This is a genomic window from Pseudomonas sp. GW822-FHT05A08, assembly GCF_058800485.1.
The window spans coordinates 140,217-166,473 of sequence record NZ_CM179511.1; the positions used below are offsets into that span (position 1 = coordinate 140,217).

The 26,257-nt window shown below is 63.5% G+C and carries 24 protein-coding genes; 12 read left to right on the top strand and 12 right to left on the bottom strand.

All coding sequences use genetic code 11. The annotated features are described in order from the left end of the window. Positions 1 to 70: 70 nt before the first annotated feature. Positions 71 to 1,486: an acetyl-CoA carboxylase biotin carboxylase subunit gene (locus AC3RCP_RS00670; protein ID WP_007927582.1), complete on the bottom strand. Its 1,416-nt coding sequence runs from the start codon at positions 1,484 to 1,486 to the stop codon at positions 71 to 73. Between the two features lie 190 nt (positions 1,487 to 1,676). On the opposite strand from AC3RCP_RS00670, the gene AC3RCP_RS00675 reads away from it, so the two are divergent. Further along, a complete protein-coding gene (locus AC3RCP_RS00675) occupies positions 1,677 to 2,639 on the top strand; it encodes a LysR family transcriptional regulator (protein ID WP_028683627.1) in 963 nt (320 codons plus the stop codon). On the opposite strand, the gene AC3RCP_RS00680 is transcribed toward AC3RCP_RS00675, so the two are convergent. Both AC3RCP_RS00680 and AC3RCP_RS00685 read right to left on the bottom strand, forming a co-directional pair. Beyond that, positions 2,581 to 2,793, bottom strand: coding sequence for a PA3496 family putative envelope integrity protein (locus tag AC3RCP_RS00680; RefSeq protein WP_492570541.1), 213 nt, complete (start codon positions 2,791 to 2,793; stop codon positions 2,581 to 2,583). The two genes, AC3RCP_RS00675 and AC3RCP_RS00680, sit on opposite strands and share 59 nt — an antisense overlap. Before the next feature lie 107 nt (positions 2,794 to 2,900). Then, the gene (locus AC3RCP_RS00685; protein WP_492570540.1) at positions 2,901 to 4,637 is read right to left on the bottom strand and encodes a hypothetical protein; all 1,737 of its coding nucleotides are present in this window, start codon (positions 4,635 to 4,637) and stop codon (positions 2,901 to 2,903) included. A gap of 135 nt (positions 4,638 to 4,772) precedes the next feature. On the opposite strand from AC3RCP_RS00685, the gene AC3RCP_RS00690 reads away from it, so the two are divergent. Beyond that, positions 4,773 to 5,231, top strand: a complete 459-nt coding sequence (locus AC3RCP_RS00690) for a hypothetical protein (RefSeq protein WP_101336324.1) — start codon at positions 4,773 to 4,775, stop codon at positions 5,229 to 5,231. Between the two features lie 31 nt (positions 5,232 to 5,262). On the opposite strand, the gene hexR is transcribed toward AC3RCP_RS00690, so the two are convergent. After that, positions 5,263 to 6,129 carry a transcriptional regulator HexR gene (gene hexR / locus AC3RCP_RS00695; RefSeq protein ID WP_007927594.1) on the bottom strand — a complete coding sequence of 289 codons (867 nt, stop codon included), beginning with the start codon at positions 6,127 to 6,129 and terminating at the stop codon, positions 5,263 to 5,265. Between the two features lie 237 nt (positions 6,130 to 6,366). Then, a complete protein-coding gene (locus tag AC3RCP_RS00700; RefSeq protein ID WP_101336325.1) occupies positions 6,367 to 9,231 on the bottom strand; it encodes an EAL domain-containing protein in 2,865 nt (954 codons plus the stop codon). Positions 9,232 to 9,477: 246 nt separating this feature from the next. Here AC3RCP_RS00700 and uvrD point away from each other — a divergent pair, with 246 nt between their 5' ends. The 4 genes from uvrD (at position 9,478) to AC3RCP_RS00720 (ending at position 14,254) form a co-directional block, all read left to right on the top strand. Next, a complete protein-coding gene (gene uvrD / locus AC3RCP_RS00705) occupies positions 9,478 to 11,661 on the top strand; it encodes a DNA helicase II (RefSeq protein WP_007927596.1) in 2,184 nt (727 codons plus the stop codon). Positions 11,662 to 11,917: 256 nt separating this feature from the next. Then, the gene (locus AC3RCP_RS00710; protein WP_007927597.1) at positions 11,918 to 12,796 is read left to right on the top strand and encodes a Tim44 domain-containing protein; all 879 of its coding nucleotides are present in this window, start codon (positions 11,918 to 11,920) and stop codon (positions 12,794 to 12,796) included. 138 nt (positions 12,797 to 12,934) lie between these two features. Further along, on the top strand, positions 12,935 to 13,342 hold the full coding sequence (locus AC3RCP_RS00715; RefSeq protein ID WP_007927598.1) for an SMI1/KNR4 family protein: 408 nt from the start codon (positions 12,935 to 12,937) through the stop codon (positions 13,340 to 13,342). Positions 13,343 to 13,489: 147 nt separating this feature from the next. Continuing rightward, the gene (locus AC3RCP_RS00720; protein WP_492570539.1) at positions 13,490 to 14,254 is read left to right on the top strand and encodes an alpha/beta hydrolase; all 765 of its coding nucleotides are present in this window, start codon (positions 13,490 to 13,492) and stop codon (positions 14,252 to 14,254) included. On the opposite strand, the gene AC3RCP_RS00725 is transcribed toward AC3RCP_RS00720, so the two are convergent. Beyond that, a complete protein-coding gene (locus tag AC3RCP_RS00725; RefSeq protein WP_492570538.1) occupies positions 14,251 to 16,014 on the bottom strand; it encodes a cation:proton antiporter in 1,764 nt (587 codons plus the stop codon). The two genes, AC3RCP_RS00720 and AC3RCP_RS00725, sit on opposite strands and share 4 nt — an antisense overlap. 266 nt (positions 16,015 to 16,280) lie before the next feature. Between AC3RCP_RS00725 and AC3RCP_RS00730 the strand changes: the two genes are divergently transcribed. After that, positions 16,281 to 16,763 carry an acyl-CoA thioesterase gene (locus AC3RCP_RS00730; protein WP_007927601.1) on the top strand — a complete coding sequence of 161 codons (483 nt, stop codon included), beginning with the start codon at positions 16,281 to 16,283 and terminating at the stop codon, positions 16,761 to 16,763. 64 nt (positions 16,764 to 16,827) lie between these two features. On the opposite strand, the gene pdxY is transcribed toward AC3RCP_RS00730, so the two are convergent. Beyond that, positions 16,828 to 17,700 (bottom strand): pyridoxal kinase PdxY, encoded by an 873-nt coding sequence (gene pdxY / locus AC3RCP_RS00735; protein ID WP_007927602.1) that lies wholly within the window; start codon positions 17,698 to 17,700, stop codon positions 16,828 to 16,830. Between the two features lie 116 nt (positions 17,701 to 17,816). Here pdxY and AC3RCP_RS00740 point away from each other — a divergent pair, with 116 nt between their 5' ends. Beyond that, entirely contained in the window at positions 17,817 to 18,212 is a 396-nt protein-coding gene (locus AC3RCP_RS00740; protein ID WP_007927603.1) for a DUF3301 domain-containing protein, read from the top strand. Positions 18,213 to 18,362: 150 nt separating this feature from the next. Here AC3RCP_RS00740 and AC3RCP_RS00745 read toward each other — a convergent pair whose 3' ends face one another. The 4 genes from AC3RCP_RS00745 to dksA form a co-directional block, all read right to left on the bottom strand. Then, complete coding sequence (locus AC3RCP_RS00745; protein WP_492570537.1) at positions 18,363 to 19,325, bottom strand: CobW family GTP-binding protein; 963 nt, start codon at positions 19,323 to 19,325, stop codon at positions 18,363 to 18,365. Positions 19,326 to 19,492: 167 nt separating this feature from the next. Continuing rightward, the gene (locus AC3RCP_RS00750; RefSeq protein WP_492570536.1) at positions 19,493 to 20,191 is read right to left on the bottom strand and encodes a DUF1826 domain-containing protein; all 699 of its coding nucleotides are present in this window, start codon (positions 20,189 to 20,191) and stop codon (positions 19,493 to 19,495) included. Beyond that, a complete protein-coding gene (zigA, locus tag AC3RCP_RS00755) occupies positions 20,191 to 21,399 on the bottom strand; it encodes a zinc metallochaperone GTPase ZigA (protein ID WP_009041404.1) in 1,209 nt (402 codons plus the stop codon). Before zigA ends, AC3RCP_RS00750 begins: the two co-directional genes overlap by 1 nt. A 33-nt stretch (positions 21,400 to 21,432) precedes the next feature. After that, complete coding sequence (gene dksA / locus AC3RCP_RS00760; protein ID WP_492570684.1) at positions 21,433 to 21,837, bottom strand: RNA polymerase-binding protein DksA; 405 nt, start codon at positions 21,835 to 21,837, stop codon at positions 21,433 to 21,435. Positions 21,838 to 21,971: 134 nt separating this feature from the next. Here dksA and AC3RCP_RS00765 point away from each other — a divergent pair, with 134 nt between their 5' ends. Beyond that, on the top strand, positions 21,972 to 22,352 hold the full coding sequence (locus AC3RCP_RS00765; protein WP_007927609.1) for a hypothetical protein: 381 nt from the start codon (positions 21,972 to 21,974) through the stop codon (positions 22,350 to 22,352). Between the two features lie 119 nt (positions 22,353 to 22,471). On the opposite strand, the gene AC3RCP_RS00770 is transcribed toward AC3RCP_RS00765, so the two are convergent. Continuing rightward, positions 22,472 to 23,692, bottom strand: a complete 1,221-nt coding sequence (locus AC3RCP_RS00770; RefSeq protein ID WP_007927610.1) for an N-acetylmuramoyl-L-alanine amidase — start codon at positions 23,690 to 23,692, stop codon at positions 22,472 to 22,474. Positions 23,693 to 23,821: 129 nt separating this feature from the next. Here AC3RCP_RS00770 and folE2 point away from each other — a divergent pair, with 129 nt between their 5' ends. From folE2 to AC3RCP_RS00785, 3 genes are read left to right on the top strand one after another with little or no spacing between them, the layout of a single operon-like run. After that, a complete protein-coding gene (gene folE2, locus AC3RCP_RS00775; RefSeq protein ID WP_492570535.1) occupies positions 23,822 to 24,718 on the top strand; it encodes a GTP cyclohydrolase FolE2 in 897 nt (298 codons plus the stop codon). Beyond that, positions 24,715 to 25,383 carry a metal ABC transporter ATP-binding protein gene (locus AC3RCP_RS00780; RefSeq protein ID WP_492570534.1) on the top strand — a complete coding sequence of 223 codons (669 nt, stop codon included), beginning with the start codon at positions 24,715 to 24,717 and terminating at the stop codon, positions 25,381 to 25,383. Before folE2 ends, AC3RCP_RS00780 begins: the two co-directional genes overlap by 4 nt. Continuing rightward, positions 25,383 to 26,249: a metal ABC transporter permease gene (locus tag AC3RCP_RS00785; protein WP_492570533.1), complete on the top strand. Its 867-nt coding sequence runs from the start codon at positions 25,383 to 25,385 to the stop codon at positions 26,247 to 26,249. The genes AC3RCP_RS00780 and AC3RCP_RS00785 overlap by 1 nt, the downstream gene beginning before the upstream one ends. Positions 26,250 to 26,257: the final 8 nt, after the last annotated feature.

A 26,257-nucleotide genomic window follows, 5' to 3' on the forward strand; every position in this document is an offset into this window, starting at 1 on the left:
AGCTACAAGCCGCAAGAAAAAGCCGATCTGCTTCTACTTGCAGCTTGCCGCTCACAGCTTGCCGCTGCATTCAAAGGCCTGCGTGGGCGGCGATGGCGGCGGCGATGGCCAGGGCCAGCTCTTCGGGTTTGCGCTTGATCGAGTAGTTGGTCAGCTCAGGGTGGCTTTCCACAAAACTGGTGTTGAACTGGCCGCTACGGAATTCCGGGTTACGCAGGATTTCCTGGTAATAGGCAGCAGTGGTCTTGACCCCTTGCAGACGCATGTCGTCCAGGGCGCGCAAGCCACGGTCCATCGCCTCTTCCCAGGTCAGGGCCCAGACCACCAGCTTCAGGCACATGGAGTCGTAGAACGGCGGAATGGTGTAGCCGGTGTAGATCGCCGTGTCGGTCCGCACGCCGGGGCCCCCGGGCGCGTAGTAACGGGTGATCTTGCCGAAGCTCGGCAGGAAGTTGTTCTTCGGGTCTTCGGCGTTGATCCGGAACTGCAGGGCGAAACCACGGTGGTGGATGTCTTCCTGCTTCACCGACAGCGGCAGGCCGGAAGCGATGCGGATCTGCTCGCGAACGATGTCGATGCCGGTGATTTCTTCGGTGATGGTGTGTTCCACCTGCACCCGGGTGTTCATCTCCATGAAGTACACCTCGCCGTCGGCGAGCAGGAACTCCACGGTACCGGCGTTCTCGTAGCCCACGGCCTTGGCCGCGCGCACCGACAGGTCGCCGATGTAGGCGCGCTGTTCCGGGGTCAATTGCGGGCTGGGGGCGATCTCGATCAGCTTCTGGTTGCGGCGCTGGATCGAGCAGTCGCGCTCGAACAGGTGCACCACGTTGCCGAAGCTGTCGCCGAGGATCTGCGCCTCGATGTGCTTGGGATTGACGATGCACTTTTCCAGGAACACTTCGGCGGAACCGAACGCCTTGGTCGCCTCGGAAATCACCCGTGGGAACGCCTGTTCCAGTTCGTCCCGGCTGTTGCAGCGACGAATGCCGCGGCCGCCACCGCCGGAAGTGGCCTTGAGCATCACCGGGTAACCGATGCGGTCGCCTTCGCTCAGGGCTTCATGGATATCGGCGACGTTGCCTTCGGTGCCCGGGGTGACCGGCACGCCTGCCTTGATCATGCTGCGGCGGGCTTCGGTCTTGTCGCCCATGCGGCGAATCACTTCAGCCGATGGGCCGATGAATTTGATCCCACGTTCGGCGCAGATGTCCGCCAGCTCGGCGTTTTCCGAAAGGAAGCCGTACCCGGGGTGCAGCGCGTCGCAGCCGGTTTCCACGGCCAGGTTCACCAGCTTGCGTGGGTTCAGGTAGCCGGCCAGGGGTTCGGCACCGATGCTGTGGGCTTCATCCGCGCGCTTCACATGCAGGGCATGGCGATCGGCGTCGGAGAAGATCGCGACCGAGCGAATGCCCATCTCGGCGCAGGCACGCACGATTCGTACGGCAATCTCACCACGGTTGGCGATCAGGATCTTTTTTATCACTTGGAGGTACCCTTGAGCCGTTGGAACAAAAGACCCGCTAGACCGGGTCGGCGCGTGACCAAATGTTTCAAGCCAGTCGCAGGCCCACACTATTCCTGTCGATGAATTAACAAAAATCAATAATTATTGGGTCGCTCATAAGCAAAGACTTATAGTTGATCCGACAGCCTTCGGCGCGAGACCTTAGATAATGCGTAAGTCCTTGATGCGTATGACATTACGCCAATTGCAGATTTTCAATGAGGTCTGCGATCTGCGCTCCTACAGCCGGGCGGCCGACGAAATGTCCCTGACCCAGCCCGCCGTCAGCCTGCAGATTCGCCAGCTGGAAGAGCTGATCGGCCAGCCCCTGTTCGATTACGTCGGCAAGAAGCTCTATATGACCGAAGCCGCCGAGGCGCTGCAGCGGGCCAGCCGCGACATCTTCGGGCGCCTGGAAAACCTCGACATGCAACTGTCGGACATGCAGGGCTCCTTGCAGGGCCAGCTGAAACTGGCGGTGGAATCCAGCGCCAAGTACTTCGTGCCGCACCTGTTCGCCGCCTTCAAGCGCCAGCACCCGGAGGTCAACCTGCAACTGACGGTGGTCAATCGGGGCCAAGTGATCCGCCGCCTCTCGGACAACCGCGACGACCTGGTGATCATGTCCATGGTCCCGCAGGACATGGGCCTGGAATTCCTGCCGTTCCTCAATAACCCGATCGTCGCCGTGGCGCCGCCCGACCATCCGCTGTGCCACCTCGGGCCGCTGCGCCTGCAGGACCTGGAACCCTACAACCTGCTGGTGCGCGAACAGGGTTCGGGCACGCGCCTGGCCTGCGAGGAATATTTCAAGGAAAAGCGCGTGCACTTCACCCAGACCCTGGAAGTGTCGTCGGCCGAGGCTCAGCGCGAGTGTGTGCTGGCGGGTCTGGGCGTGGCGCTGTTGACGCGCCACGCCCTGAACCTTGAGTTGGCGACCGGGGGACTCGTCGAGTTGCCGGTCGAAGAGCTGCCGTTGTATCGCAGCTGGTGCCTGGTGCAGGCCAAGGCTAAACGCCTGTCACCGGTAGCGCATGCGTTCCTGGGGTTTATCCGCAGCGAACGGGTGCAGATCAGCGGGCTTGTTGAGCGTTTTGACGGGAAGCTGCCGAGGCTGCCTGCCAGTAATTGACGGCGTCCAGCTCGGGGTAGTCGTTGATTTCCTGCTGCAGACGGCGCAGCTCACAGCGATGTTCGATCGCGCGGCGAAATTCCATGCGGCGCTGGTCTTCCTGTTGACGACGGGTCTTGACTGCGCTGCTGCTCTCTTCGTAAGGCCGGGCCATTTCGAGTCTCCCAATGCGAGTACGGGAGTACAAGATGCGCCACCTCGATGACAGTTGTACGTCACTGGGGTAACAGAACGATGAAGCTTGCGGCTGCCCGGCAATGATCAACGGACCTGCTGCGAGTCATGCCGGTAACGATCCGGGCTCAAGGCCTTCAAGATGACTTTCTTCTGGGCATCCGACAACTCATGATAGGAACGCAAGTGCGGGTTCAGCCGAAAGTACAGCTTGAGGCCACCGAACAGTGTTTGCGCGTACAGGATTTCATCCCGCAAGACTTCATAAGGCGTCGCGGTATGCATACTCAGCACCGAGCGCCCCCGGTCCTTGCCCTTGATGGCCTTGCAGATCAGCTTGCCGAACTGAGCCTCATCGCTTCCCGACGCCAGCGAACTGAAGAACTCTCCCATGAATCCGTTGAGCTTTTTCAATGGGTTGCAGTAAATCTCCCGGGGAATTCGCGCCAGTTCCAACATGTCCGTGTTGAACTCCCTGATCGAGGAGAATACCGCCTGCACCGGGGCCGGCCATTCAGGCTGCTGAATGAAGGGACTGAAAACCGTAGGAAACTCCATCCGCAGTTCACCGACCTGCTGCTCCGATTCGATCCTGTAACTGATCAGCGGGTTTTGGTGTCCGTGTGGCAGCGGCGTTTCCTGCATCACCTCCAAGGCAATGGCATAGGACGCGGCATAGAACCCCACACGCCCCAGTTGCTGTTTTTTCGAGTACGGCAAGACGTTTCGATAAAACGCCAGGGACCGGGCAGTCTCGCCATTCTCCAATGCCAAGACGGCACGCGCCTGCCACGCAAAAGCCTCGAACAGCCGGTAATCCGGATGCTGCTCCAGCTTCGAGAATGCCTGCTCGATCGCCACGGGGTCCCTGTACTCCTCTTCAGTGGCCAGAACAAGCTGGTACAAGGGTTCGAACGCCTCCACTGACCGTGCGCCGACTTGCTGGGAAAAGATAGCGAACTGGCGCTCAAGATGGCCATTTCCACTGGCATCCGGCAATCCGGAAGCAATGAAGCCATCGAACAGCCCGATATGCGAAGTAGCCAGTCGATCGGGCTCCCGGCGCCCGCAGAATGCTTCGTAGTGGTAACGAAAACGTTCTACCAGGGTGACCTTCGAGTCCATTCGGGCAGAGCCATACATCTCGGAAAAACGACTCAGCGCGGTCGCCGCCGTATAGGCGCAACGAACGGTGTCCAGCAGCTCCTGCTGCTCTGCTGCGGTCAGCTTGCTGGATGAAATCTCTGCCCTCAGGCCTTCGACTTCAGCGTTGATCGTGGAGATTTTCTTATGGGATTTATCGCTGACCTTGTCCAGGGCATAGAAAAAATCCGGAGCTTCTACCGTGGCTGGAACCAGGCTTTTTATATAGGCCTTTACCGCAGCCGCTCGTATACCGCTGGCACCGTGGCTGACCAGCAGTGCGTGGAAATGATGGAGCGTCGTTTGAGGAGAAAGCTTGCCGCTCAACCGATGCAGAAGCACAGCCAGTTGCGGCAGTACCCAGATATCCAGAAACCGGGCTATTCCCGTTGCGTAATCCTGGTAAGTAATGATCGGGCGTGACCTCAATATCGAGAAGATATGCTCGTACTGACTCAGATAGTGCTGGAGCGTACTGGCCAGCGCCTTGTCGTCCTGCACCAGGTACCTGAGCAGGTCCGGCAGCAGCCCCTGCTCCACTTCATTGTTTTTCCTGAAGTACAGCTTCTGCTTAGCCTCATAGGACCTGAGCCCGGAAAAGCCATCAGCAGTGGAAGTCACCAGTCCTGCTCCCCAGCACAACACCTCGAAGACTTCAAAATACGCTGGAATCCTGACCATCGACTGTCGCTCCTTGAAAAATGGACACCGCCTCCTCGGATTTCCGGTCAACCGGAAAATGCCCGCTCTCTATTATCGCCCTCGCAACACTCAGCTGGACAAACCCATTCCTGTTTCCTTTTGGAGAGCGTCACCATGGCCACACCCGAACACGAAAAATTCCCCGGCGAAGCACCTGCCGGGCAACCCACGGTCTTCAGCCCAGACAAGGAGGACACCCTCGCTGCCAGTCAAAGCCAGGAGCCGGCACCTGACGCGGCGGCCGACCCCGATGAAGTCGATGAAATCATCGATGAGATCGCCGAGCACCAGGATCTGCTGGAAAGGATCCACGCCAACCTGAGCGCCAAGCAGCGGCGCATCGACGATCTGTCGGACGACGACACTTGCTACGAAGGTTATGGCGAGGAACTGGTACGGCTCGAGGAGGCCGACGAGCAATTGCTGGCCGCGGAAAGGCTGCTGGATTTCAAGCCGGACAACGCGGCCCTGAGCCGGGCGCGCTGCCTCAGCGAAAACGCGGCGGGCACCCTGATGGAAGTGAAGCCGGACGACCTCGATGACCAGGATCAGGACGACGCCGCGCTGCCCTAGCCCGGATGATCACCCAGGCGCTGCCGGCAGCTCAGTCGTCCAGGGCTTTTACCGACTTGGGCGACAGGCGCAGGCTGCGAAGGCTGCGCTTGACGCTCTTGAGGTGGTTGACCAGGCTCGGGCCGCGGGCCATGGCCACGCCCATCGCCAGGACGTCGATCACCACCAGGTGGGCGATACGCGAGGTCAGCGGGGTGTAGATTTCGGTGTCTTCGTGCACGTCGATCGCCAGGTTGACGGTCGACAGCTCGGCCAGCGGCGTCTGGCTCGGGCACAGGGTAATCAGCGAGGCGCCGCTTTCACGCACCAGGTTGGCGGTGATCAGCAGGTCCTTGGAACGCCCGGACTGGGAAATGCAGATCGCCACGTCGGTGGGCTTGAGGGTCACCGCCGACATCGCCTGCATATGCGGGTCGGAATAGGCCGCCGCGGTCAGCAGCAGGCGGAAGAATTTGTGCTGGGCGTCCGCCGCCACCGCACCCGAGGCGCCGAAGCCGTAGAACTCCACGCGCTGGGCCTGGGACATGAGGGTCACAGCCCGTTGCAACTCCACCGGATCGAGCTTCTCGCGAACCTCCATCAGGGTGTGCAGGGTGGTGTCGAAGATTTTCAGGCTGTAGTCGGCGACCGAGTCGTCTTCATGAATCGCGAACTGGCCGAAGCTCGCCCCGGCGGCCAGGCTCTGGGCCAGCTTGAGTTTCAGGTCCTGGAACCCCGAGCAACCGATGGCGCGGCAGAAGCGCACGATGGTCGGCTCGCTGATACCCACGCTGTGGGCCAGGTCGGCCATGGAACTGTGCATCACAGCCGCAGGGTCGAGCAGCACATGATCGGCGACCTTGAGCTCCGACTTGCGCAAGAGATGGCGTGATTGGGCAATGTGCTGCAACAGATTCAAAGGGCTGGACTCATTGTTATGGGGCAGACGCCCAAGGATGTAGCAATTTTGTAGTTATACTACATGAATTCGCTTTTTGCCTGCTCAATGCGTAACTGAATCACCTTTGCGCCCCACTGTTTTAGCCTCGCCTGCTCTTTGTAGCTGCTGGAGCCGGGCGGCCGGTATTCGTAAAAACTTCAGATATTCCTGGCCTTTTGCGGCCGCTGCGCAGCCGATCGCAGCCTGCGGCAGCGGCTACAGGGTCTCGGCCCGCAACAGCGCCGCAAGCCCCTCGGCTTCCACCGGCCGGCTGATCAGGTAGCCCTGCACCTCATCGCATTTCTGCTCCTTGAGAAATGCCAGCTGCTCCGGATGCTCCACCCCTTCGGCCACCACCTTCAGCGACAGCCCGTGGGCCATGGCGATGATCGCCCGGGTGATCGCCGCGTCGGCGCTGCCTTCGCTCAGGCCGCGGATGAATGCCTGGTCGATCTTCACGTAGTCCACCGGAATCCGCTTGAGGTAGCTCAGCGAGGAATAACCGGTGCCGAAGTCGTCGATGGCCAGTTTCACCCCCAGGTCACGCAGTTGCTGGAAGGTGGAAACGATGTGTTCGACGCTGTCGAGCAGATGGCTTTCGGTCAGCTCCAGCTCGAGGAAGTGCGGCGCCAGCCCGGTCTCTTCCAGCACGCTGCGCACCTGGCTGACCAGCTTGCCCTGGCGCAGTTGATGCACCGACAGGTTCACCGAGACCCGAATCGCCGGCAGCCCCTGGCGCTGCCACTCGCAGGCTTGCCAGCAGGCCTGGCGCAAGACGAATTCGCCGATCGGGCCGATCAGCCCGATCTCTTCCGCCAGGCCGATAAAGTCCCCCGGCGGCACCCGGCCCAGGTCGGGATGGTCCCAGCGCACCAGGGCTTCGGCGGCGTTCAGGCGGCCGGTGGCGAGGCACAGTTTCGGCTGGTAGAACACCTTCAGCTGATGCTCCTCGACCGCCTTGCGCAGCTGGTTCTCCAGTTGCAGGCGCTCCAGGGTGCTGGCTTGCAGGCTGGCGGTGTAGAACTGGAAGTTGTTGCCGCCCAGGTGCTTGGCGTGTTGCATGGCGATGTTCGACTGGCTGATCAGCGCCGGAATTTCCCGCGCGCTGTCGGGCAGCATGCTGATGCCCATGGAAGCGCTGACCACCAGCTCATGGCCTTCCACGGTGATCGGCAGGCGCAGCTTCGCCGACAAGCGGGTGGCCACCCGGGTCAGGCTCGACAGGCTGCCATAGGCATCGAACAGCACCGCGAACTCATCGCCGGACAAGCGGGCAATGGTGTCGGCTTCCGGCAGCGCGTTGACCAGCCGCCGCGCCATTTTCTGCAACAGCTGGTCGGCGATGTCGTGGCCCAGGCTGTCGTTGAGCAGCTTGAAACGGTCCAGGTTGATATGCACCAGGGCCAGGCTGCGGCCGCCCTGGCGCATCCGTTGATGGGCTTCGCGCAAGCGTTCGCGAAACAGCGAACGGTTGGCCAGGCCGGTGAGCTCGTCGTAATGGGTCAGGTAGCGCATGCGCTCTTCGGATTCGCGCCGCGCCGACAGATCGGCGAAGAAGCCCACAATATGGCTGACCTTTCCCCGCGTATCGCGCACCACGTTCAATTGCAGCCACTGCGGGTACAGCTCGCCGTTCTTGCGCGCCTCCACCAGTTCGCCCTGCCAGCTGCCGTGCTGTTCGAGGGCTTGATGAATCACCGGAAAGTGCCGCCGTGCGTCGCGGCTGCACGGCAGGTCGACCACATTGCGCCCGAGCATGTCCTCGATCTGGTAACCGGTAACCCGGCTGAACGCCTGATTGACCGCCAGCAGCACGTAATCGGGGTCGAGGATCACGATGCCCTCGCTGGCCGCCTCGAACACCATCGCCGCCAGGCGACGCTGCTCTTCCTGTTGCTTGCTGGCGCTGATATCGCGCCGGGTGCCGACCATGCGCAGCACCCGCCCGCCTGGGCCGCGCTCCACGGCGCGGCCACGGTCCTCGATCCAGACCCAGTGGCCATCGGCATGCCGCACGCGATATTCCACCAGGTAATCCTCGGTGCGCCCCTTCAGGTGCTCCACCAGCGCGCGCTTGAGCAGCGGCAGGTCTTCGGGATGTAGCAGCGGCTTGAGGTGGCTGAGCATCGCCCGCACGAACTCCGGCTCCAGGCCGAACAGCTCCTTGATATGGCTGTGATGGACCTCGTCGGTCTGCAGGTTCCAGTCCCACAGCCCCAGCTGGCTGGCCTTGAGGGCCAGGGCCAGGCGCGCTTCGCTCTTGCTCAGGGCCTGGTTGGCCGCGTCCAGCTCGAGGCTGCGCTGGGCCACCCGGCTTTCCAGGCCGACCTGGGCCTCGCGCAATTGCTCTTCGGCACGGCGACGCTGTTCGACTTCCCGCAGCAGCTCGCTGTTGAGCTGTTCGCTGCGGCTCTGCGCCTGTTGCAGATGTTCGATCAGGGCCTGGTTCTGGAAACGCCGCAGCAAGCCCATCTGGATCAGGCGGTTGACCTGCCAGGCCACCACGCTCAGCGACACCAGCAGGATCAATCCCAGCCAGCCCCAGCCACGCTGCTGCTCGTCGCCGCCCCAGAACAGGTAGCCGATCGCCGGTAGCAAACAGGGCAAGGTAAAGGACAGGAAGGCCGGCAGGCTGACCGCGTAGGCCACGCTGGCCGAGAGGATCGCCGCGCCGATCAGGCCGAAGACCCAGGCCTGCTGCAGGAAATTGTCGGTGGGCATCAGGGCGATGCCGGCGCAGGCCAGGGTCAGGCCGCTGACGGCGGAGCCGAGCAGGAACATGCGGCGCCAGACCGGTTGCGCCTGGCGGCTGGGAATCGCCGAGTCGAACGCCGCCACCTGGATCACCCGCAGGGCGACCAGGGCCAGCAACCAGACCATCCACACGCTGACCAGCCAATAACGCTCGGGGCTCCACAGCAGCCAGGCGCAGACCAGGCCGTTGAGCAGCATGAACAGGGTGGGCAACAGGGAGCCCTGATAAAGCAGGCGCGTGCGCTCTACCGCCATCTCCATGGCGTATTGCTTGCGAACAACCCGAGGCTCCACGGAGGGTCCGGACGGGCCAGTGCTGAGTGTCATAGGCAGTGTTCTTATAATGATTGAGCCCGAAACGTCGCCGGAGCATACACAAGCAACCGCCCGGACCAAACTGCCTGGAATCATAAAATCGGCAAATCCGCGCGAGCGCCGATCCCTGCGAAATTCCTCCAGCCAAGCCCGGCCAACGGCTGCAGCCCGTGACCGACCGGTCGTCCCCGGCGTTCTTTTATCGGCTAAACCAAAGCTTGGTTTGCCCGGTGTGCGCCAGCCCCCTAGAATGCCCCGATGCGCGATGATCTCTCCCTTCTGCTGAACTCCCTCAACGATGCCCAACGCCAGGCCGTAGCCGCCTCCTTGGGTCGTCAGTTGGTCCTGGCCGGTGCTGGCTCCGGTAAAACCCGAGTGCTGGTGCACCGTATCGCCTGGTTGATCCAGGTCGAGAACGCCTCGCCCCACTCCATCCTGTCGGTGACCTTCACCAACAAGGCCGCTGCCGAGATGCGCCAGCGCATCGAGCAGTTGATGGGTATCAACCCGGCCGGCATGTGGGTCGGTACCTTCCACGGCCTGGCGCACCGCCTGCTGCGGGCGCACTGGCAAGAGGCCGGCCTGAGCCAGACCTTCCAGATCCTCGACAGCGACGACCAGCAACGCCTGGTCAAGCGGGTGATCCGCGACCTCGGCCTGGACGAGCAGCGCTGGCCGGCCCGGCAGGCCCAGTGGTTCATCAACGGGCAGAAGGACGAAGGCCTGCGTCCGCAACACATTCAGGCCAGCGGCGACCTGTTTCTGGCCACCATGCGCGGCATCTACGAAGCCTACGAGGCCGCCTGCCAGCGCGCCGGGGTCATCGACTTCTCCGAGCTGCTGCTGCGTGCCCTGGACCTGTGGCGCGACCACCCGGGCCTGCTGGCGCACTACCAGAAGCGTTTCCGCCACGTGCTGGTGGACGAATTCCAGGACACCAACGCCGTGCAGTACGCCTGGTTGCGCCTGCTGGCCAAGGGCGGCGACAGCCTGATGGTGGTGGGCGACGACGACCAGTCGATCTACGGCTGGCGCGGCGCGAAGATCGAGAACATTCACCAGTACTCCGAAGACTTCCCGGACACCGAAGTGATCCGCCTGGAGCAGAACTACCGCTCCACCGCCGGCATCCTCAAGGCCGCCAACGCCCTGATCGCCAATAACACCGGGCGCCTGGGCAAGGAGCTGTGGACCGACGGCGGCGAAGGCGAAGCGATCAACCTGTACGCCGCCTTCAACGAACACGATGAAGCGCGCTACGTGGTGGAAACCATCGAAAGCGCCCTGAAGACCGGCCTGGCCCGCAGCGATATCGCCATCCTCTATCGCTCCAACGCCCAGTCGCGGGTGCTGGAAGAAGCATTGCTGCGCGAGCGCATTCCGTACCGCATCTACGGCGGCCAGCGCTTCTTCGAACGCGCCGAAATCAAGAACGCCATGGCCTATATGCGCCTGCTCGAAGGTCGCGGCAACGATGCGGCCCTGGAGCGGGTGATCAACGTGCCGACCCGCGGCATTGGCGAAAAGACCGTCGAAGCGATTCGCGAACACGCGCGCCACAGCCATGTGTCGATGTGGGAAGCGATGCGCCAGCTGGTGGCCAATAAAGGCGTGACCGGGCGCGCCGCCGGTGCCCTGGGCGCCTTCATGGAGCTGATCGAGCACCTGGCGGCGAAAACCGCCGAGATGCCGTTGCACCTGATGACCCAGACCGTTATCGAGCAGTCCGGCCTGATCGCCTACCACGAAGCGGAAAAAGGCGAGAAAGGCCAGGCCCGGGTAGAAAACCTCGAGGAACTGGTCAGCGCCGCGCGCAACTTCGAGCACACCGAAGAAGACCAGGAACTGACGCCGCTGGCGGCCTTCCTCGGCCACGCTTCGCTGGAAGCCGGCGACACCCAGGCCGACGAGCACGAAGACAGCATCCAGCTGATGACCCTGCACAGCGCCAAGGGCCTGGAATTCCCTTACGTGTTCCTGGTGGGCATGGAAGAAGGCCTGTTCCCGCACAAGATGAGCCTGGAAGAGCCCGGCCGCCTTGAAGAGGAACGTCGCCTGGCCTACGTCGGCATCACCCGGGCGATGCAGAACCTGGTGATGACCTACGCCGAAACCCGACGCCTGTATGGGAGCGAGACCTACAACAAGGTGTCGCGTTTCGTACGGGAGGTACCGAAGGGGCTGATCCAGGAAGTGCGCCTGTCCAACAGCGTCAGCCGTCCGTTCGGCGGTGGCCAGTCGCAGAGCACCAGCAGCCTGTTCGGCGGCAGCGAGATCCCGGACACCGGCCTCAGCCTCGGCCAGGCGGTGCGCCACTCGGTATTCGGCGACGGCGTGATCCTCAACTTCGAAGGTGCCGGCGCCCAGGCCCGGGTCCAGGTGAACTTCAGCGAAGGCAGCAAGTGGCTGATGCTCGGCTACGCCAAGCTCGAAGCCATCTGAGGCCTTGACCTCCTTCGCCATGCCGGGGCGATGCTTCTGAACCAGAAGCATGCCCCGCGGCATGGAGCGAAGTCGGGCTGACCGGCCACTGAACCTTTGCATCCGCCCAACGGACAAACCTGTACAGGGCCCACTTGCCTCGACCCAAGCTGAACCGCGGCTGTCAGGCAAAAGCCCGAAACACTCTGCCGCTAGCCAGTGACACTTCACCTGTGCAACATGGCGCGCGTGCCATCCACAAATGGGAATTCCCTTTATGAAACGTTTTCTTAGCATCGCCATGGCGTTGTGCATCGGCCTGACGATGAGCCTCGACGCCAACGCCAAGCGCTTCGGTGGCGGCAAAAGCGCTGGCGCCGCGCCGACCCACCAGACCAGCCAGATGGCTCCGTCCTCTTCCGGCATGGGTTCCACTGCCGCGACCGCCGGCGCTGCCGGTGCCGCGGGCGCTGCCACCAAGGCCAGCGGCGCTTCGCGCTGGCTCGGCCCATTGGCCGGTATCGCCGCAGGCGGCTTGCTGGCCTCCATGTTCATGGGCGACGGCTTCCAGGGCATGCAGATCTTCGACATCCTGATCATGGCGGTCATCGCCTTCCTGGTCTTCCGCTTTATCGCCGCCCGTCGTCGCAAGCAGCAGGAGCAGTACGCTCCAGCCGGTCACGCACCGATGCAGCGTGAAGCCTTCGAGCCAAAACCTGCCTCCGGTTCGATCTTCGGTGGTTCGGCTGCACCTGCCGCCGCGGCCCGTCCGGTAATCAACGCGCCAGCCTGGTTCAACGAAGAGCGTTTCGTCGAAGCCGCGCGCAACCACTTCCAGTCCCTGCAGCAACACTGGGACGCCAACGAAATGGACAAGATCGCCGAGTTCGTGACCCCGCAGATGCTGCAATTCCTGAAGCAGGAACGTGCCGATCTGGGCGACGGCTTCCAGTCGACCTACATTGACAACCTCAATGTGCAACTGGAAGGCGTCGACGACCGCGCCGACAAGACCATCGCAACCCTGACCTTCACCGGCGTGTCGAAGACCTCGCGTTTCGACCAGGGCGAAGTGTTCAGCGAAAGCTGGAACATGGAGCGCGCCCAGGGCGAAAATCAGCCTTGGCTGGTTGCAGGTATCCGCCAGAACGGCTGATTCTCTCCAGTGTCACATCGGTAATCGCAAAACCCCGGCTCAGGTCGGGGTTTTGCATTTCACGATTGCACTTATAGCGAGCTACTGTATAAACCGCCGTCTATTAAACCGCGCCATAGAGCTAAGAGGACCCAGGCCGTGGAAGAAGTCATCGAGCAACTCCGTGAAGCAAACGAACCGGTACCCGTTCCCCTGGAACTGCCGGATGAAGACCTGCTGGTGGAAATCGAAGAACAGCTGTTCATCAATATCCCGTTCGTCTTCAAAGAGTTCCTGTTGACCGTGAGCGATGTCGTCTACGGCAGCCTGGAGCCGGTCACCGTGACCGACCCGCAGTCCCACACCTACCTGCCGGAAGTGGCCGCCACCGCCTGGGACATGGGGGTGCCGCGCGAGCTGATCCCGATCTGCCAGGACGGTGACGACTACTACTGCGTCGAGGAAGACGGCACCGTGGTGCTGTGGTCCGGCGAAGAAGAGCTGATCACCGAAGAATCCTGGGAATCGGTATGGCACTGGGCGCGGGACGTCTGGCTGGAAAGCTGATCGGCCTTGCGCGGTTTCGCCCCGCGGGCGCAGGCGCATGGATCGACTGCCACCCGTTGCATGACGTTCACAAGCGGTCGCGCCACCCGGTCGATCGCTGCATTGACACTACTCGCCAGCAGCCTGCTGGCGGGTTGTCAGTCGCCCATGGCTCAGTTGCAAAACCTGAGCACGCAGTACGCCCATCAGGTCGAAGTCCTGCCCACTTCACCCTTCCCGCTCGCCAGCAGCCTGCCCCTGCACTTATTCAAACAACCCCGCCTGCGCATCTACCTTGAAGGCGACGGCCATGCCTGGGCGACAGCCCGCCAACCCAGCCTCGACCCCAGTCCGCAGCACCTGCTGATGGTGCAACTGGCGCTGAGCGATCCCCGTCCCAGCGTCTATCTGGCCCGCCCCTGCCAATTCGTCAGCGCGGCCGACTGCACGGCGGCGATCTGGACCGACCAGCGCTTTTCCCCAGCGGTACTGCGCAGCCTCGACCAGGCCCTCGACCGCCTCAAGCTGCGTTATGGCAATCAGGATTTCGAGCTGATCGGCTATTCAGGTGGCGCGGCACTGGCCCTGTTGCTGGCCGCGCGGCGAGACGATATTGCCCAGGTGCAAACCCTGGCCGGCAACCTGAGCCCTCGGCTATGGGTCAGTGCGCTGGGGTTGAGCCCGTTGCACGGCTCCCTCGAGCCGCTGGACCAGGCACCCAAGCTGGCCCTGGTGGCGCAACGGCATTTGCTCGGCCAGGCCGACCGCAGCGTGCCTGCCAGCCTCTACCCCGCCTATCGGCAGGCACTGGGGACGAAAGCCTTCTGCGTACAATCCGTCAGCCTGCCCGGGGTCACCCACGACCAGGGCTGGGTCGAAGCCTGGCGACACTGGCGCGACCAACCGCTGTGTTGTGCATCACCCGGCAATTAGTGCCCATTGTCTTCCTTGTGGTTATCCAGGGTATCCAGCAAGGCCACCTGCATGCGGGTGTGCACGCGGATGAACCAGCGCCACAGCAGCGCGGCCACCGCCGCCGTCACCACCGCGATCAGCACCAGCAGCTCGGTGGTCGGCAGGATGCTCGAAGACAGCGCCGCCAGCAGCAGGAAGATCACCAGCAGCGACAGCACCGGAATCACCTCGGCGATCACCCGGCGCACGCGCTGGGTGTGACGCCCGGCCATTTCCGGCTTCACCCCCATCTCCGCCAGCAGCATCGACAGGGCCTTGAGCTTGCGATAGGCGGCGATCAGGAACGGCAGCGACAGCAGCAGCGCCCCGCCCCAGATCAATGCCTTCTGCCAGCTCGGATCACTGATCCAGTCCTGCAGGTATTCGCCAATGCGCGCGGCGAAATAACCGCCGGAGAAGAAGATCGCCACCACCAGCGCCAGATTGACCCCGACCTGCAACAGGATCCGCCGGATCATCGACGCCAGCAGCGCCCCCTCGCCATGGGGCTGGATACTGCGCAACCATTCGCCGTACATGCCCAGCACCCGGCTCAGGCGGGTCGGCATCACGGCGGCGAGCTTCAGCGACAGCGGGTCGGCGGCGCGGATCAGGTAAGGCGTGAGCAAGGTGGTAATGGCCGACACGGCGACCGCCACCGGGTAGAGAAAGTCGCTGGTAACCTGCAGGGTCATGCCCAGCGCCGCGATGATGAAGGAGAACTCGCCGATCTGTGACAGGCCCATGCCGACCCGCAGCGAGGTGCGGCCATCGTTGCCGGCGATAAAGGCGCCCAGGCCGCAGGACAGCATCTTGCCCAGCACCACGGCGACGGTGATCACCGCGATCGGCCAGGCGTATTGCAGGAGGATCTGCGGGTCGATCATCAGGCCGATGGCGACGAAGAAGATGGCGCTGAACATGTCGCGTACCGGCTCGATCAGCCGCTCGATCTTCAGCAATTGCCGCGACTCGGCCATGATCGCGCCAATCAGGAAGGCGCCGAGCACCATGCTGTACTCCAGCTTGACCACCAGCAGGCAGAAGCCGAAGCACAGCCCCAGCACGGTAATCAGCAGCATCTCGTTGCTTTCGAACCTGGCCACGTAGGCCAGCAGCCGCGGGACCAGCAGGATGCCGATGACCAGGGCGACGATCATGAACAGCGAGAGCTTGCCGACGGTGGAGAACACTTCACCGGAGCTGACAGTGCCGCTGACCGCGATGCTCGAGAGCAAGGCGATGATGCCGATGCCGAGGATGTCTTCGACGATCAGCACACCGAAGATCAGCTGGGCGAAGCGCTGGTTCTTCATCTTCAGGTCGTTGAGCGCCTTGACGATGATGGTGGTCGAGGAAATCGCCAGGATCGCGCCGAGGAACAGCGAGTCCATGGTGTTCCAGTCGAACCAGCGGCCGATCTCGTAGCCGATCCAGATCATCAGCACGATTTCCATGAACGCCGCGATAAAGGCCGTGGCGCCGACCTTGAACAGCTTGCGCAGGCTGAACTCCAGGCCCAGGCAGAACATCAGGAAAATCACCCCCAGCTCGGCCAGGGTCTTGATCGTGTCTTCGTCGTGGATCAGGCCGAACGGCGGGGTGTGCGGGCCGATGATGAAGCCGGCGACGATATAGCCGAGGACCACCGGCTGCTTGAGCCGGTGGAAGAGAATGGTCACCACGCCTGCGACCAGCATGATCACTGCCAGGTCCTGAATAAAGCTGATGGCATGCATGGCGTGGGGCTCCTTGGGGTCGTGTTCTTGCGGGCGGCGCGGGGGCGTTGCGCAGCCTGCCGGCCAGCGGGAAAAGCCCTTGGGACGGGCTTTTGAAGGTTAACATCGCGACTTGTGCCAGAAAGGCGGTGCAATATATGGAAACAGATAGATCGCCGCGTGACGGCGACCGCGGGCGCAGCGTCCCGTTATCGATGGTTTGAAACGCTGACCAAGCACCCGCAGAGGTGCGCCCCGCAACCCCTGCCTTAACCCGTGAGTGTGCTATGGAACCCGGAAACGCCCAGCTGTCGATGACGGTATTGATGACCCCTGACATGGCCAACTTCTCAGGCAATGTCCACGGCGGCACCCTGCTCAAGTACCTCGATGAAGTCGCCTACGCCTGCGCCAGCCGTTATGCCGGCCGTTATGTGGTGACCCTGTCGGTGGACCAGGTGATCTTCCGCGAGCCGATCCACGTCGGCGAACTGGTGACCTTCCTGGCCTCGGTCAACTACACCGGCAACACCTCGATGGAGGTCGGTATCAAAGTGGTCACCGAGAACATCCGCGAGCGCTCGGTGCGCCACACCAACAGTTGCTTCTTCACCATGGTGGCCGTGGACGACCAGCGCAAACCCGCCGCCGTGCCGCCACTGCAACCGCAAACCAGCGAAGACAAGCGCCGCTTCATGCAGGCCCAGCAACGCCGGCAGATCCGCCAGGAGCTGGAAAAGCGCTATCAGGAAATCAAGGCCGACGCCTGATCGTCCGAGACAGGCTCGCTTCTACCGAGCGAGCCTGTTGGCGATAAAACCCCTGCGCAACCCGTTACAGCTCGATCGGCACCGCCTCGAACCGCACCCGTGGATGGGTGATCCGGTCCTGGGCCCGTATCAGTTGCAGTTCGTAACTGGCGCAGGCCTGGGTTTCCAGCAGCACTTCATGCACCGCCGCGGCAGTGAACTCGAACGCCGCCACCAGGCTGTCGCCCAGCAGCACCCGGGCCAGGAACAGGCCCGAAGTCAGGTCGCCCACACCCACCGGCTGACGCGGGAATGCCAGCAGCGGACGACGCAGGTGCCAGCTGCCTTCGGCGGTCACCAGCAACATCTCGAAGCCGTCCGGCAGCTTGCCCGGGTAATCCAGATGCTTGACCAGCACCGCTTTCGGACCACGCGCCAGCAGCGCCCGGGCCATGGCCAGGCAGTCGAACAGCGACTGCGGCTTGCGCCCGGCGAAGCTGTCCAGCTCCAGTTGGTTGGGGCAGAGGAAATCCGCCACGGCTGCCGCCTCTTCCAACAGGAAGTCGCTGACCTCCTGGGGCACGCTGCAACCCTTTTCCGGGTGGCCCATCACCGGGTCGCACAGGTACAGGGCCTTGGGGTTGGTCGCCTTGATCCGCGCCACGCCACCGAGGATCGCCCGCCCCTGCGCCGCGCTGCCCAGGTAGCCGGACAGCACCGCGTCGCAGTTGCCCAGTTCGCCGATGGCGGCAATGCCTTCCACCAGCTCCGGGATCTGGTGCGGCGACAGCACCTCGCCGGCCCACTGGCCGTATTGCGTGTGGTTGGAGAACTGCACCGTATTGAGCGGCCAGACATTCACCCCGACCCGCTGCATGGGAAACACCGCGGCGCTGTTGCCGGCATGGCCGAAGACCACATGGGACTGGATCGCGAGCAGATGAGGCGTACGTTTCATTCGGGTCATTCCGTAAAACGATTGAAATTCGAGCCGCGCAGTATGCGACTAAACGCAACCTGTACGACAGACCGAAGACGCAGTTAAGCTGGTGCGACTTCGTTGGAGCGCACCTCATGCTGACCCTTGGAAACATTTTCGTGCTGATGCTGCTGGCGACCGGCGCCGCCTGGCTATGGCACAACCACGGCCTGCGCGAGCGGGCGCTGGAGAGGGTCAAGCAGCATTGCGCGCGGCTCGATATCGAGCTGCTGGACGGCAACGTGGCGTTGAAGCGCATCGGTTTCGTCAGGGACGCCAGTGGTCGCCGGCGCCTGGCCCGGATCTACACCTTCGAATTCACCGTCACCGGCGAAACCCGCCATGCGGGGACCATCACCCAGTTCGGCGCCCACAGCGCGCAGATCGAGCTGGCGCCCTACCCGATTGCAACGCCCGCGCCGCCACCCGTGCCGACACACAGCGCCGAAGTGATCGAACTGAGCCAATGGCGCGAAGGACGCAGCAAGTAAGGCCAACCGCCTATGCAATCCTGTAGGAGCGAGGCTTGCCCGCGATAGCCGCGAAGCGGCGATTTTTCCTGGCAAAACGCGTCATCGTTGACGAGTTTTTCGCGGGCAATCGAGCGTCGACCGGCCGCTCCTACAGAAGCAGGGGTTGGATTATTGGCAGCACTGGGCCAGGGACTGTTGCAGGGTGGCCACGTCCTGCGGCTCGCTGAAGATCAACTCGATACGCGAATCGCGGCGCCATTCGCTGGCTTGCCAGTGCAGCGCGGCGTTATCCAGGGCGTTGCCCGAGACCCAGCCATCGGCGCCATGGATCACCAGCTTGGTCCGGCGCCAATCAAGGCTCGCCAGCCATTGCTCGATGCACCGAACATCGAACACCCGGCTCGGGTGCCAGCGCCAACCGATGCTCCAGCCGCCCTCCTGGTCCTGGCTCAGGCAGATGGGCTGGGCCGGATCGGTCCAGATCGCCGGCAGCTGTGCCAACCCCTTGGGTACTTCGAAGGCCTCGATGGCAGCCCCCGCGCGAGCCTCCACGCCAGGCAAACGCTCCAGAGCCAAGGTTCCGCGGGTAGTCCAGAGCAGCGGACAGGCCGGCAACTGCTCGAGAATGCCCTGACGCTGCGCCGCGTCGAGCCCTTCGTCCTTGTTCAGCAGCAACAGGCCGGCGCTGGGCAATGCTTCCTGTTGGGCCTGCGGCAGCGGCTTGCCGGCCGCCAGCGCCTGGGCATCGAGGACCAGCACGCAAGGTTGCACGGCCAGGACCTTTTGCCAGGGCGCCTCGCGCAATTGCTGGAGCAGCTGCGCGGGGTGCCCCAGGCCGGAAGGTTCGATAAACAGGCGGTCGGGCCGGGCCTTGCGCAGCAGGCGCCCCAGGCCCACCTGGAATGGCGCGCCGTTGACGCAGCACAGGCAGCCGCCGGCCACTTCGCCCAGGGCGATACCGTCCTCGTCCCGGGCCAGCAGCGCTGCGTCCAGGCCGATCTGGCCGAACTCGTTGATCAACACCGCCCAGCGCTCATGGGCCGGACGCTGCGCCAACAGGTGCTGGATCAGGCTGGTCTTGCCCGCGCCGAGGGGGCCGGCGATGACGTGGGTGGGGATGTTGTGCAGCATGGGGGGAACGCTCGGGAAGGAGGAGATTGATCCTACGCGCTAACCCGCGGCAGCGAAATTCCTGTAGCCGCTGCCGCAGGCTGCGATAAGGCGCGCAGCGCCTTCCGAGGGCCTCAAGAGCACGTCTCCTGCGGAGCCGATCGCAGCCTGCGGCAGCAGCTACAGGGTCAGCCGAGCCAGTCCAGGGTGAGGATCAGCCGGCGCTCGCCGGGGGCCGGTTGCGGCGAGCGGTGGATCAGGCCGAAACCCTCGTTGCCCAGCCATTTCTCACCCTTGAACAGGGCCACCTCGCCGCTGGCCATCTGCTGGACCAGCGCGGCATCCGTGGGTTCGGCCTCGGCCTGGCCCAGTTGTCGACGATCCATCGCGCCCTCGCGCAACCATTGGCTGCCGGCGCCGGCATAGGTGGTGATCAGCCGTACCGGCACATGGTCGACATGAAAGCGCGGGCACATGGCCTTATCCAGCACCCGCAGGCGCAGGCCGACGCGCTTGGCGCCCAGCAGACAGGCAAAGGCGCTGACCAGCCAGGCGACATCGGCGATAAAGCCATCGTAGCCCTGCAGATCGCTGAAGCCAGAAGCCAGGCCGCGCAGGTTCGGCTCGGCGTCCTCGGTGTCGAGTTCCAGCGACAGCGACTCGGCCAGCGGCTCGTTCAGCGACAGCAGCAAGGCACCGAAATCGGCGATATGCGCCGGCAACTGGCGCTGCCACAGGGCCAAGTTGACCTCGTCGTCCAGCACCTCGGCGAGGACGATAGGGGCCGGGCCGCTGGCCTCGCGGCGTATCGGTTTCTGCAGGGTTGGCCGCAGGAGCGGCTTCGCAAGCAGGTTCGCTCCCACACGGGACAGTGGTTGGTAGAGCATCAGGCAGCGGCCTCTTCATGCCAGGGGCCGAACGGGTCGCGCATCAGGCGCCAGCCCTCCGCGCCCAATGCCATTTCGTCGTCCGTCAGCAGGCAATCGTCGAGTTCGGCGGTGAGCCGGGCGAAGTCGATGTTCTGGCCGATGAACACCAGTTCCTGGCGGCAGTCGCCGGTGGCGGCGGTCCAGTTCTGCATGATCGCCGCGGTGCTTTCCGCATCCTGCGGCCAGTGTTGCTTCGGCACGAAACGCCACCAGCGTCCGGCGAAACCATGACGCATCAGACCGCCAGCCTGAGACCAGCTGCCAGCCTCCTGGTGCTTGCTGGCGAGCCAGAAAAAACCCTTGGAACGCAACAGCTTGCCGTTGCTCCAGGGGCGGTTGATGAAATCGAAAAAGCGCTGTGGATGGAAGGGTCGGCGCGCCCGATAGGCGCTGGAGGCGATGCCGTATTCTTCGGTTTCCGGCACGTGCTCGCCGCGCAGCTCCTGCAGCCAGCCCGGCGCCTGGGCAGCGCGCTCGAAGTCGAAACGACCGGTGTTGAGGATCTTCGCCAGCGGCACTTCGCCCATCACCATGGGGATGATTTCCGCCTGGGAATTGAGGCGTTCGAGGATGGCGATCAGTTCCTGGCGCTCGTCGCTGCCGATCAGGTCGATCTTGCTGATCAGGATCACGTCGGCGAACTCGATCTGTTCGATCAACAGATCGGTGATCGAGCGCTCGTCTTCCTCGCCCAGGGTTTCGCCGCGGGACGCCAGGCTTTCCGCGGCCTGGTAATCGAGCAGGAAGTTCATGCCGTCGACCACGGTGACCATGGTGTCCAGCCGCGCGATGTCGGCCAGGCTCTGCCCCGCTTCGTCGCGAAAGGTGAAGGTCTCGGCCACCGGCAGCGGCTCGGAAATGCCGGTGGACTCGATCAGCAGGTAATCGAAACGCCCGTCCCTGGCCAGCTTGCCGACCTCTTCCAGCAGGTCTTCGCGCAGGGTGCAGCAGATGCAGCCGTTGCTCATTTCGACCAGTTTTTCTTCGGCGCGGTTGAGGCTGACATCGCGCTGCACTTCGCTGCCGTCGATGTTGATTTCGCTCATGTCGTTGACGATCACCGCCACCCGCAGGTTGTCGCGGTTGCGCAGAACGTAGTTGAGCAGCGTGCTTTTGCCGGCGCCGAGAAAGCCGGACAGCACGGTAACGGGAAGACGGTCGGTCATCAGGTGATCCTCATCGGGGGCTGGGTGGCTGGGTCAGATCGCCCGTTGATGGCGTTCGCGCAGCTCTTGGCGTTCTTTGGCTTCGATACACAGGGTGGCGGTGGGCCGCAGCAGCAAGCGCCTGAGGCCAATGGCCTCGCCGGTTTCACGGCACCAGCCGTACTCGCCACGGGCCAGGCATTCGAGGGCTTCGTCGATCTTGTCCAGCAGCTTCTTTTCCCGCTCCAGCAGGCGCAGTTGCCACTGACGCTGCTCTTCGGCGCTGCCGATATCGGCGAGGTCGCTGTGGGGCTCCTGCTCGCGCAGCACCTCGAACTCGCCATCGATGCGTTCTTGCAGCTCGACGCGCTGCGCCAGCAGCAGCTCACGGAAATAGGCCTGCTGGACGTCGTTCATGTAGTCCGCCTCGGGCTGGGCGAGAAGTTGCGCTTCGGTCATCGGGCGTTCAGTCATGGTGGGTCACGGGTCAGGCTTTATTTAATGTTATAGTATAACAATACAAATAAGCCAACCCTCTCTTGCCGCCCGCGACGAAGGGCGGGATGCTTGAGCCTCCCCAGCCGAGAAACCCCATGCGCCACGCCTTGAAATACACGCTGCTGAGCCTGTCCCTGCTGGTCGCGGACACCGCCATCGCGCAAGTGCCCAGCGCCCTGGCCACCTGCACCCGCAGCGCCAACCTGCTGGCCTGCGTGGATGCCGAAGGCAACGCCTACAGCGTCGCGGCCGCGGGCAGTACTACCTATCTGCGGGGTTTCGAAGTCGCCGGCAAACGTTATTGGGCGCAGACCAACAGCCGTTACGGCCAACTGACCTTCTTTACCGGCCTGGCCTCCGACGGCGAGGCCTGGGTCGGCTACAGCCAGCGCGTCGGCTGGACCACCCGCAACCGTTTTTCCAGCTCCGGCGGCAGCAGCGGCAAGTTCACTTGCAGCCGGATCAGCGGCTGCTGAGCAAAGCATTTTGTAGGAGCGAGGCTTGCCCGCGATGGACGCTTACGCGGTATAGCTGATACACCGCAGCGTCTTCATCGCACGCAAGCTGTGCTCCTACAGAAGCAGGCTGAGCCGCGTCAGGCCTGGGCTTTTTTCTGTTCCTGCAACCAGGCCATGTAGCTGTTCACCGGCGGGTTCTTCTGGAAGTAGCTCTGCAAGCCCGCGAACAGCCCATCGGCAATCGCCTGCTGGTGCCGCGCGGTGACCAGGCGCTGGCTGTCGCGGCTGTTGGAGATGAAACCCGTCTCCACCAGGATCGAGGGCACGTCGGGGGACTTGAGCACCGCGAAACCGGCCTGTTCCACGCGCTTCTGGTGCAGGGTGGTGATGCCCGCCAGGCTGCCCAATACGGTACCGCCCAACTGCAGGCTGGCGGCGATGGTCGCGTTCATCGACATGTCGAGAATCACCCCGGCGAGCATCGGGTCCTTGTCTTTCAGGTTGAGCAGGCTGGTGGCGCCCAGCAGGTCGGCGCCGTTCTCCCGCTGCGCCATGAAGCGTGCGGTGGCCGAGGTCGCACCACCTTCCGACAGCGCGTAAACCGAAGCCCCGGACGCCGTCAGGCGTGGCGCCGCATCGGCATGCACCGAGATAAACATGTCGGCCTTGTGCTTGCGAGCGATCTCCACCCGCTTGCGCAGCGGCACGAAGAAATCGTCGTTGCGCACCAGCTTCACATCGAAGCCCTTCTCACGCTTCAGCCGCTTGGCCAGCAGCTGGGCGATCGCCAGCACCACATCCTTCTCCCGTTCGCCACGGGCGCCGACCGCCCCCGGGTCCTTGCCGCCGTGACCCGGGTCGACCACAACGATGATGTCGCGCTTGGGATGCGCCCGGTCCGCCGGTGTTTCACGCGGCAAAGCGGGAGCGGCGACCGCCGCGATCTGCTGCGGGACGCGGCTGGCGTTGCTCAGATCGAGCACCAGGCGGTGGCCCTGACCGTCCTGGGGCGGCAGCAAGAAGCTGTCGAGCCGCAGCGGTTCGGCCAGGTCGAGGACGATCCGCGTATCGCCCTGGCCAAAGTGCCCGGAACGGATCGAGCGAATCGGCGTATTGGCCAGGGCCAGTTGGCTGAAATCGCCACTGAGCTGCGCGCCGCGAAGGTCGATGATCAGCCGTTCCGGCGCGCTGAGAGAGAAGGTCTTGTAGTGCACCGGCCCACTCAGATCGAGCACCAGGCGCAGCTTGTCGGCCGAGTTCCATAAACGCAGGTTGCGAATCTGGGTGGCGGACACCCCCAAAGGCAGAACCAAGGCCGCGCTGGCCAACAGCAGGTTGAGCAACTGACGTCTGTGCATGACTTACACCGCAGATTGAGGAGCATCCGTACTCGAAAGGCTTGGTGAAAAAACGTTCAGGAAAAAGGTTTCATCGACTGCATTGTTATAATATAACATGGCAAATTGTTTCCAACGATGGACCTGCTCATGAATGCGCTGACTCTGCCGGATATCGCCGCGCAGGCCGCACGCCAGGCCCTGCCCCTTGAGTGGGTGGGCATGTGTGGCATTGCCTTACCTGTGTTGTTTGATGGCCAGCGGATTGGCGCAACAGCGGATGCCGGCGTCAGCCTCGACGACGGCGAAGCCCGCGGCATTCATATGTCGCGCCTGTATCTGGCGCTGGAAATGCTCGAACAGGAAAATCTCACCCCGGCCCTGATGCGCCAGGTACTGCAACGCTTTCTCGACAGCCACGACGGGCTGTCCAGCAGTGCCTACCTACGAATTCATACCGATCTGCTACTGAAACGCCCGGCCTTGATCAGTCCGTTGGCCGGCTGGAAAACCTATCCGGTGAGCATCGAAGCGCACCTGAAAAACGCAATGTTCCACGTGGAACTAAAAATCGAAGTGCATTATTCCTCGACGTGCCCCTGTTCAGCCGCACTTTCCAGGCAGCTGATTCAGCAGCAATTCATCGATGATTTCGCCAACCGGGCGCTGCACCATGAAGACATCCTGACCTGGCTCGGTTCCTCGAAAGGCATAGTCGCCACGCCCCACAGCCAGCGCAGCACCGCGCAATTGCACTTGCGCCTGGATGACTTTCTCGACGAGTTGCCGTTGATGGCGGCGATCAACGACGCCGAAGCCGCCCTCGGCACCGCCGTGCAAACCGCGGTGAAACGCGCCGACGAACAAGCCTTCGCCCTGGCCAACGGGCAAAACCTGATGTTCTGCGAAGACGCCGCGCGCCGCCTGAACCTCGCCTTGCAACGTTCGCCAGGCATCCGCGCCTTCCAGGTGCGCGTGGTGCACGCCGAAAGCCTGCACGCCCATGACGCCGTGGCCGAGAGCCGCTGGAAGTGGGAGCTCGCATGATCAGCCTGCAATCGCTACGTTGGGGCGCGCCCGGCCAACCGCTGACGCCAGCACTCGACCTTGAGCTGGAGCCCGGCAGCCTGACCGCCATCATCGGCGCCAACGGCTCGGGCAAAAGCAGCCTGCTGAAAGTCATCGCCGGCCTGCAAAAGCCCTTGGCCGGGAAGATCAAGTTGCAGGTCCCTCGCCGTGGCGGCCTGTCCTTTCTGCCGCAGCAGCAGTACCTCGACCGGCAGTTCCCCATCACCCTGCAGGAATTGGTAGCCGCCGGTTTCTGGGGCGATCGGCAAAGCGCGCAACAGCGTGCCGGACGTTTGCAGCAGGTGCTCGCAGACTGGTGCCTGAGTGGCCTGGAACAACGCCCGTTGATGGCCTTGTCCGGCGGCGAATTGCAGCGTGCCCTGCTCGCCCGCCTGAACCTCGCCGATGCCCCGCTGTTGCTGCTGGACGAACCCCACGCCGCCCTGGACGAACTGGGCCAGGCCCTGCTGTGGAAACACATCCACACCTGGCAGCAGCAAGGTCGCACGCAAATGGTGGTCTGCCATGACCTCGCCGCCGTGCGCCAGCACATCCCCCAGACCCTGCTGATCAAGGCCAGCGGTTGCCGGTTCGGCAGCAGCGATGAACTGATCGTCCAGCCCATTCAGATGCAGGTGGCCTGATGCTCGCCGCCGCCCAGCTCTGGCAGCCCTTCCACGAGTTCGTGTTCATGCGCCGGGCATTGCTCGGCGGCCTGGCGCTGGCATGCAGCACCGCACCGTTGGGGGTGTTCCTGATCCTGCGGCGCATGAGCCTGATCGGCGACGCCGTGGCCCACGGCATTCTCCCCGGCGCGGCGCTGGGCTTCTGGTTCGCCGGGCTGAGCCTGCCGGCACTGACGCTCGGCGGCCTTGGCGCCGGACTCGGCATGGCCGGCCTGGCCGCCTGGATTACCCGGCGCACCGGCTTGCGCGAGGACGCCAGCCTGGCTGCGATCTACCCGATTTCCCTGGCCAGCGGCGTGCTGATTCTCGGCCTCGCCGGCAAACGCCTGGACCTGCTGCACCTGCTGTTCGGCTCGGCCCTGGCGGTGGATGGGCCGACCCTGGAGGGCATGCTCTGGGTCTCCGGGTTCAGCCTGCTGGCCATGGCGCTGATCTACAAAGCGTTGCTGCTGGACACCCTCGACCCACTGTTCCTCAACAGCGTCAGCCGCCTCGGCCCCCTCGCCCACGGCCTGTTCCTGACCCTGGTGGTGCTGAACCTGGTGATCGGTTTCCAGGCCATCGGCGCCTTGATGGTGGTCGGCCTGATGATGCTGCCGGCCGCCGCCTCGCGCTTCTGGAGTCGGCGCCTGCCGGTGCTGATCGGCATTGCCGCGCTGCTCGGTTGCCTCTCGGTGTGGCTCGGCCTGTTGCTGTCGTTCCACTACTCGCTGCCCAGCGGCCCGGCCATCGTCCTGGTGGCGGGCGGCCTGTACCTGCTGTCCGTGGTGTTCGGTCCGGTGCACGGTCTGCTGCGCCACCCGCCTTTGCTCACATCCCCATGAGGTGTTCC

Bases quoted from the DNA above. Each gene is read 5' to 3' on its own strand.
- AC3RCP_RS00675 (WP_028683627.1), top strand. From the start codon at position 1,677: ATGCGTAAGTCCTTGATGCGTATGACATTACGCCAATTGCAGATTTTC.
- AC3RCP_RS00680 (WP_492570541.1), bottom strand. From the start codon at position 2,793: ATGGCCCGGCCTTACGAAGAGAGCAGCAGCGCAGTCAAGACCCGTCGT.
- AC3RCP_RS00685 (WP_492570540.1), bottom strand. From the start codon at position 4,637: ATGGTCAGGATTCCAGCGTATTTTGAAGTCTTCGAGGTGTTGTGCTGG.
- AC3RCP_RS00690 (WP_101336324.1), top strand. From the start codon at position 4,773: ATGGCCACACCCGAACACGAAAAATTCCCCGGCGAAGCACCTGCCGGG.
- AC3RCP_RS00700 (WP_101336325.1), bottom strand. From the start codon at position 9,231: ATGACACTCAGCACTGGCCCGTCCGGACCCTCCGTGGAGCCTCGGGTT.
- uvrD (WP_007927596.1), top strand. From the start codon at position 9,478: ATGCGCGATGATCTCTCCCTTCTGCTGAACTCCCTCAACGATGCCCAA.
- AC3RCP_RS00710 (WP_007927597.1), top strand. From the start codon at position 11,918: ATGAAACGTTTTCTTAGCATCGCCATGGCGTTGTGCATCGGCCTGACG.
- AC3RCP_RS00720 (WP_492570539.1), top strand. From the start codon at position 13,490: ATGGCTCAGTTGCAAAACCTGAGCACGCAGTACGCCCATCAGGTCGAA.
- AC3RCP_RS00725 (WP_492570538.1), bottom strand. From the start codon at position 16,014: ATGCATGCCATCAGCTTTATTCAGGACCTGGCAGTGATCATGCTGGTC.
- AC3RCP_RS00730 (WP_007927601.1), top strand. From the start codon at position 16,281: ATGGAACCCGGAAACGCCCAGCTGTCGATGACGGTATTGATGACCCCT.
- pdxY (WP_007927602.1), bottom strand. From the start codon at position 17,700: ATGAAACGTACGCCTCATCTGCTCGCGATCCAGTCCCATGTGGTCTTC.
- AC3RCP_RS00740 (WP_007927603.1), top strand. From the start codon at position 17,817: ATGCTGACCCTTGGAAACATTTTCGTGCTGATGCTGCTGGCGACCGGC.
- AC3RCP_RS00745 (WP_492570537.1), bottom strand. From the start codon at position 19,325: ATGCTGCACAACATCCCCACCCACGTCATCGCCGGCCCCCTCGGCGCG.
- AC3RCP_RS00750 (WP_492570536.1), bottom strand. From the start codon at position 20,191: ATGCTCTACCAACCACTGTCCCGTGTGGGAGCGAACCTGCTTGCGAAG.
- zigA (WP_009041404.1), bottom strand. From the start codon at position 21,399: ATGACCGACCGTCTTCCCGTTACCGTGCTGTCCGGCTTTCTCGGCGCC.
- dksA (WP_492570684.1), bottom strand. From the start codon at position 21,837: ATGACCGAAGCGCAACTTCTCGCCCAGCCCGAGGCGGACTACATGAAC.
- AC3RCP_RS00765 (WP_007927609.1), top strand. From the start codon at position 21,972: ATGCGCCACGCCTTGAAATACACGCTGCTGAGCCTGTCCCTGCTGGTC.
- AC3RCP_RS00770 (WP_007927610.1), bottom strand. From the start codon at position 23,692: ATGCACAGACGTCAGTTGCTCAACCTGCTGTTGGCCAGCGCGGCCTTG.
- folE2 (WP_492570535.1), top strand. From the start codon at position 23,822: ATGAATGCGCTGACTCTGCCGGATATCGCCGCGCAGGCCGCACGCCAG.
- AC3RCP_RS00780 (WP_492570534.1), top strand. From the start codon at position 24,715: ATGATCAGCCTGCAATCGCTACGTTGGGGCGCGCCCGGCCAACCGCTG.
- AC3RCP_RS00785 (WP_492570533.1), top strand. From the start codon at position 25,383: ATGCTCGCCGCCGCCCAGCTCTGGCAGCCCTTCCACGAGTTCGTGTTC.